General features: G+C 37.5%; 8 protein-coding genes. 3 read left to right on the top strand and 5 right to left on the bottom strand.

The annotated features are described in order from the left end of the window. Positions 1-51 precede the first annotated feature (51 nt). The 3 genes from AC11ZT_RS13620 to pdaA form a co-directional block, all read right to left on the bottom strand. Positions 52-507, bottom strand: a complete 456-nt coding sequence (locus AC11ZT_RS13620) for a GNAT family N-acetyltransferase (protein ID WP_484060125.1) — start codon at positions 505-507, stop codon at positions 52-54. Between the two features lie 43 nt (positions 508-550). Then, positions 551-1063 (bottom strand): DUF6933 domain-containing protein, encoded by a 513-nt coding sequence (locus AC11ZT_RS13625; RefSeq protein ID WP_484060120.1) that lies wholly within the window; start codon positions 1061-1063, stop codon positions 551-553. 228 nt (positions 1064-1291) lie between these two features. After that, on the bottom strand, positions 1292-2074 hold the full coding sequence (gene pdaA, locus AC11ZT_RS13630) for a delta-lactam-biosynthetic de-N-acetylase (RefSeq protein ID WP_484060126.1): 783 nt from the start codon (positions 2072-2074) through the stop codon (positions 1292-1294). 146 nt (positions 2075-2220) lie between these two features. Between pdaA and AC11ZT_RS13635 the strand changes: the two genes are divergently transcribed. Together AC11ZT_RS13635 and AC11ZT_RS13640 are read left to right on the top strand one after the other, a co-directional pair. Then, positions 2221-2628, top strand: a complete 408-nt coding sequence (locus AC11ZT_RS13635; protein WP_379971019.1) for an Rrf2 family transcriptional regulator — start codon at positions 2221-2223, stop codon at positions 2626-2628. Positions 2629-2693: 65 nt separating this feature from the next. Beyond that, the gene (locus AC11ZT_RS13640) at positions 2694-3332 is read left to right on the top strand and encodes an NAD(P)-dependent oxidoreductase (protein ID WP_484060121.1); all 639 of its coding nucleotides are present in this window, start codon (positions 2694-2696) and stop codon (positions 3330-3332) included. 205 nt (positions 3333-3537) lie between these two features. On the opposite strand, the gene AC11ZT_RS13645 is transcribed toward AC11ZT_RS13640, so the two are convergent. Continuing rightward, positions 3538-5058, bottom strand: coding sequence for a fumarate hydratase (locus AC11ZT_RS13645; protein ID WP_484060122.1), 1521 nt, complete (start codon positions 5056-5058; stop codon positions 3538-3540). A gap of 194 nt (positions 5059-5252) precedes the next feature. Next, the gene (locus AC11ZT_RS13650; RefSeq protein ID WP_484060123.1) at positions 5253-5435 is read right to left on the bottom strand and encodes an SE1561 family protein; all 183 of its coding nucleotides are present in this window, start codon (positions 5433-5435) and stop codon (positions 5253-5255) included. Positions 5436-5602: 167 nt separating this feature from the next. Here AC11ZT_RS13650 and yfkAB point away from each other — a divergent pair. Then, on the top strand, positions 5603-6294 hold a 692-nt coding region (gene yfkAB / locus AC11ZT_RS13655; RefSeq protein WP_484060124.1), incomplete at its 3' end, for a radical SAM/CxCxxxxC motif protein YfkAB.

Genomic DNA, 6294 nt, shown 5'->3' on the forward strand with positions numbered 1-6294 from the left:
TAGTGCTTTATATATGATTATTTTACTTGCTGCTTCCCTATTTGGCCTTTACTATAATTTTGCGGTCATAATAATGGAACGTGGATAAAACCCCATTTTTTGATAAAAAGCTACCGCTTCATTTCCATATACGACTGACAATTCAATTTCATTAATTTGATTTTCCTTAAACCAGTTCATAGCACTTTTCACTAATCTGGCACCAAATCCATTTCCTCGATATTCTTCATCAACAAAAAGCACTTCTATTTTCCCACGTACCTTTGTACTGTATGCTATACAAAATCCTATAATATTGTTTGTTTCTAAGTTAATCAATAATTCAATTCTATAATCTCCATATTTTGCGTTTTCCCTGTACGCAGCTATACGCTCTTCAAAATTTATTCTTGGATAACTACCAGAAAAATATTTTGATATGCTGTTATGGTATTCATTTAATTTGTCTATTTGGTTTCTTAACATTTCTATCTTTTCAAGTGATATAAATTCTGAAATGATTTCCATATTTACACCTTCATCAATCATATATTTGGGATGTCTACCGTCATCAGTTCTCTAGAATGTTATCCATTTCTTTTTTTAATATCTCAATTGGGTACACATGTCCAAAAGTTCCGCATAAGAACTCTCCCGTCCATTTATTCACTTCGATCATGTTTATCGTTTCACTTGGGATATAATCTTCGAGTTTAGTTGTTACAGCAAAAAAGAAATCGTTCATTTGACCTAAAATACTTCTATCATGTGTCTTTGTCAAAATAACTTCCCCACACTTTTCGATATAGGCGTCTACTTGATCCTCTGAAAATCCTTCTGTAAGAAATGTTTCTTTTATAGCACTCAAAACTATGCTATCAAATTTCTTAAAATGTTCTGCCTTTAATCCATATAAAGTAATACTGTATCTAGTCTGATTGTTCATAAGAAACACGCCTTTTCTTCTTTGGAACGTAAATAAATTAGCATGCCATTCAAAAAATGGTTCTCTCTTGATAGGTACAATATTCGCTGGCTTTATTTTCATAGTATCAGACAATTTTTTTGTACATTCAATAAGCATTTGTCCACCTCAAACTTTCATTTGAACATCTATAATTGATCGTTGTAGCTTGTATAGCAGGCTTTGTTTTGATTTTCGTTTCGATAATAAACTTTCGGGTTTCGATAATAAATGCTCCCATTTCGATAATAAAATTCGGTTTTCGATAATAAATGTTACATTTTCAATAATAAACCTAAATTCTTACTAAAAAAAGCGTTAAGCACCACTCTGCTTAACGCTCTTTTCTCATTTTCCAAACTTTTGTGCAACTAAATCATCTAAGTTTTTAAATTGATATCCTTTTTTACGAAGATCATCAATAATCTTAGCTAATGCGCCTGCATTGTCACTTGATATCGAATGTAACAAAATAACTGCGCCCGGATGAATTTGTTTCATTACTGAATCGTACGAATATTGCCAGCCACGCTGCTGATCGACCTTCCAATCTAGAAAGGCTAGGGACCACAAAACGTTGTAGTAGCCCATTTCTTTTGTTATAGCAAGAGTTCGTTCACTAAAAATACCGCGTGGCGGTCTAAGATACTTCATTTCTTTTTGTCCGGTTAGCTGCTTTACTTCGGTTTCAATTTGCTGAATTTCACTGCGTAGTTTTTCGTCGCTGATCGTCGTTAAGTCAGGGTGGTGCCAAGAATGATTACCGATAATGTGCCCTTCATTCACCATACGTTTGACCAGTTCAGGCTGATCTTTAATGTATTGACCTGTAATAAAGAAAATCGCTGGTACTTTCTTTTCCTTTAGTACATCGAGAATTTTTTCCGTATAACCGTTTTCATAACCGTTATCAAAAGTAAGATAAATGTCCTTCTTTGTTATATCTCCAAGATAGAATCCATCATACTTTTCAATCAGATTTGTGAATTTTTTTCCGGCATCAGGAGGATTTTCATTTTTGTTTCGTGCAACGCCCCAATGATTCGCTGCATTTGAATAAGCATACACACAAGGCAGACTAGCTGTAAGAAACGCAAGTACGAGGCCGAAGGAAATCCATATTCGTTTCATCATGTTGTGCTCCTTTCGACGTTTTACTCGTATTTTTTGTGAGCCAAGCAGATTTCATACGGATCATAATTTTCCATTTGTTGAATGTATCGTTTGACATTTCATATTAATTGTAACTATAATAGTTACAAGATGGTGGTGATGATATGAAAAATAGTCGATTTGCTGTGGCAATTCATATTCTGGCATTAGCATCTATTCAACCAAATGCAACTTCTGATTTTATCGCAAGCAGTGTCAATACAAATCCAGTCGTGATTCGTCGCATCAGTAGTATGCTCAAAAAAGCTGGACTGCTCACGTCACAAGCAGGAATTCCCGGGGTAACCTTAACAAAGGAACCATCTGCTATTACGTTGTTAGATATTTACAGAGCGATTCAAAGTGAAGATCAATCCACCTTTTCGATGCATGAAAATCCCAATCCAAATTGTGTCGTTGGTCGAAACATTCAAACTACACTGGAGAAAAAGTTTTGCGAGGCGCAGAAGGCCATGGAAAATGAATTAGCCAGCCAAACACTGACTGACATACTAGAAGATCTCTTACAGTAAAGGGATTTTCATCGCCAAAATGTAACTATTATTGTTACAATTAAAAATTTCGGAGGTTGATATACATGAAAATTGCAATTATTGGAGCAAACGGAAAAGCAGGAAATCGTATTTTAACGGAAGCAATAGCGCGAGGTCATCAAGTAACTACAATCGTAAGAGATGCATCTAAGCTTGCCGATAAAAGTGTACCTGTTATTGAAAAAAGTATCTTTGACTTAACTACAGATGATGTTAAGCAATTTGACGTAGTAGTGAATGCTTTTGGCGCTCCGCTAGGCGAGGAACAAGCTCATGTAGATGCAGGCCACGCTCTAATTGAAGCAGGAAAAGGTACAAATACAAAAGTTATTGTCGTCGGCGGTGCTGGAAGTCTTTATGTAGACGCAGAAAAAACATTGAGAGTACTGGATACTCCTGATTTCCCTGAAATGTTCAAACCAACCGCAACCGGACAAGGTCGTAACTTGCAAGAACTTCAAGAATCAACAGGAATTACATGGACATTCGTGAGCCCCTCTGCTTTCTTTGATCCAGAAGGAAAGAGAACGGGATCCTATCAAACAGGAAAAGATCATTTGTTAGTAAACGCAAAAGGTGAAAGTTATATTAGCTATGCTGACTTCGCTATTGCAATCGTTGATGAAATTGAAAATCCTAAACATGTGAATGAACGCTTCACTGTTGTTGGGGAAGCTGAGTAAGACAATCAACAAAAAAGTTAGGCAAGGGCACTGAAACAATCATTCAGTGCCCTTGTTGTGTTGATGACCGGCAACCATCATTTTAGGGCGCTGCGGTCACCAATCTAGCAAATACGATACATATAAAGAGTCCTATTATGTACAGAGCAAAGAAAAAAAGGTATCCTCCTCTAATTAAGAGAAGGATACCTTTTACTTTGCTCTATTATTTAAATACAGGTTCTTTAAATGTAGCAAGTTTTTCTAGAGAAGACTTGTCCACATCAGCATGTAAGCTGTTGCCGTGAGAGTCCATTGTTACAACTGCTTTGAAGTCTTCAACGCGTAGGTGCCACATTGCTTCTGGAATACCGAATTCAAGGTGATCGACACCTGTAACTTCTTTAATACATTCAGCATAGTATTGTGCTGCTCCGCCGATTGCGTTTAAGTATACGCCGCCGTGTTCTTTAAGGGCAGCCAATGTCTTTGCGCCCATTCCACCTTTACCGATAACAGCGCGAATACCAAATTTCTTCATGATGTCTCCTTGGTACGGTTCTTCACGAATACTTGTCGTTGGACCAGCTGCCTTAATTTCGTATTTATCGCCATGCTTCATGACAACCGGACCACAGTGGTATACGATTTGTCCGTTTAAGTCTACTGGTGCATCATTTGTCATTAAATATTTATGCATAGCATCGCGGCCTGTGTACATCATACCTGTGATAGATACAACATCACCTACGCGAAGATCACGAATTTGAGCTTCTGTAATAGGAGCTTGCAAGACGATTTCGCGTTTTTCTTCTTTTTCAGCCTTTTCTACTGGCTTTAATGTATTTTCGCCTTCTTGATATAACCAGTCGATAATTTCGCCTGTTTCTGCATTTACCTTAATTCCTAAACGGCGATATGCCCAACAGTTATAAGCAACGGAAACATAGAAGCTAGCAGGAATACGGTGGATTGCGCCGACCTTACAACCAAGTAAACTTGTTTCGCCGCCAAATCCCATCGTACCGATACCAAGTTTGTTTGCATTTTCATTAATATAGTCTTCTAATTCTTTTAATTCTGCTACTGGGTTTTCATCGTCTAATGAACGGAATAATTGAGTTTTTGCAAGTTCATAGCCAGTTGTGCGATCACCGCCGATACCAACGCCAATTACGCCTGCACTACAACCTTGTCCTTGTGCTTGATACACAGCGTGCATTAAGCATTTACGAATTCCGTCAAGGTCACGTCCTGCACGGCCAAGACCTTCAAGTTCAGCTGGTAGGCTGTATTGAATATTTTTGTTTTCGCAGCCGCCGCCTTTTAAAATAAGACGAACGTCGATGTAATCTTTTTCCCATTGTTCGAACTTAATAACCGGTGTTCCTTCTCCAATGTTGTTTCCAGAGTTTTCACCTGTTAAAGAATCAACAGAGTTCGGACGTAGCTTTCCGTTTTGCGTTGCAAGCTCAATCGCTGTATAAATATCTTTTTTAATCGTTAGTTGGTTAACGCCAACTGGTGTTTTAATTTTGAAAGTCGGCATACCTGTATCTTGGCAAATCGGTGATACATTTTCATCTGCCATGCCGATATTATTTGTGATTGTGTCTAATGCCATAGATGCACGAGTTCCGGCATTTTCACGTTCTTTTGCACGTTGAAGTGCGCGACGAACGTCCTTTGGTAAATGTGTTGAAGTTTCTACGATCAATTGATATATACTGTCTTGCAGTTTTTCCATAGGTTTATACCCCTCCTAATGTGAACGCTACCAATTTAACGAAATATTTTACAACTTGATTATACTCCTACTTGTATAAAAAATTGAAGGAGTTTCTCTCGCTTATTTTCATATGGAATATATATAGCTATACAAACATAGAATTGCGCGTAGATTCTAAAACAAAACCAGCAAGAATTAACTGCTGGCTGCTATTACTCATCCTTTTTAAACTGATCACATTTATGTTCCAGTTCATCAAGCATTTGAAGTAAACGATCTATATCTTCTACTTCCACTTCTTCCGGCTCAATTGTATCAATTACTTCCACAAACATATTTAATCGTTGTTTCAAATATAGTAATTGTGAATCTTTATCATGAACGGCATTTCCCACAGTATTCGCTCCTTTATATCTGAATAGTTTTATTATACAAGAATCGTAACTCTTTGAAAATTTTTGGGCAAAACAGTTTATAAAACTATAGGTTTCTTCTATGATAAAGGTTGAACTATTTTTTGTACATATAGTCATAGAAATTGCGAGAAAAAGGAGTTTTTTACATGAATGTATCTGAGCTAAAGCCGATTACTCCTTCATACGATCCGTGGGAAGCCTATATGGACGTAGAGGAATACGGTGAATGTAAGCTGACAAATGTAGAGTTTACGACAACTACGCTGTGTAATATGCGCTGTGAGCATTGCGCGGTTGGTTACACATTGCAGCCGAAAGATCCGGATCCTTTGCCGCTACCTTTAATTATAAAACGTTTGGACGAAATTTCTACATTGCGCTCGTTAAGTATTACAGGCGGAGAACCGATGCTATCGAAGAAATCGGTAGAAGAATACGTTGTTCCCCTTTTACGGTATGCACATGAACGCGGCGTTCGTACACAAATCAATTCGAACTTAACGATTGATCTTGCACGTTATGAGCAAATCATTCCCTATTTAGATGTTTTACATATTTCTCATAACTGGGGTACGGTGGATGATTTCGTAGAGGGTGGCTTTGCCATGATGGAGAAAAAGCCAAGCATTTCCCAAAGAGAACAGCTTTTCAAGCGTATAATTGAGAATAGTAAGGCACTTTCAAAGGCAGGCGTACTCGTATCGGCAGAAACGATGCTAAATAAACGTACGTTGCCGCACATCGAACATATTCATAAGCAAATTGTAGAAGAAATGGGTTGTAAACGACACGAAGTACATCCAATGTATCCAAGTGATTTTGCCAGCAAATTAGAAAT

The sequence above is a fragment of the Ectobacillus sp. genome (genome assembly GCF_056992975.1).

Coding starts and splice junctions, on each gene's coding strand:
- AC11ZT_RS13620 (WP_484060125.1), bottom strand. CDS start 507: ATGGAAATCATTTCAGAATTTATATCACTTGAAAAGATAGAAATGTTA.
- AC11ZT_RS13625 (WP_484060120.1), bottom strand. CDS start 1,063: ATGCTTATTGAATGTACAAAAAAATTGTCTGATACTATGAAAATAAAG.
- pdaA (WP_484060126.1), bottom strand. CDS start 2,074: ATGAAACGAATATGGATTTCCTTCGGCCTCGTACTTGCGTTTCTTACA.
- AC11ZT_RS13635 (WP_379971019.1), top strand. CDS start 2,221: ATGAAAAATAGTCGATTTGCTGTGGCAATTCATATTCTGGCATTAGCA.
- AC11ZT_RS13640 (WP_484060121.1), top strand. CDS start 2,694: ATGAAAATTGCAATTATTGGAGCAAACGGAAAAGCAGGAAATCGTATT.
- AC11ZT_RS13645 (WP_484060122.1), bottom strand. CDS start 5,058: ATGGAAAAACTGCAAGACAGTATATATCAATTGATCGTAGAAACTTCA.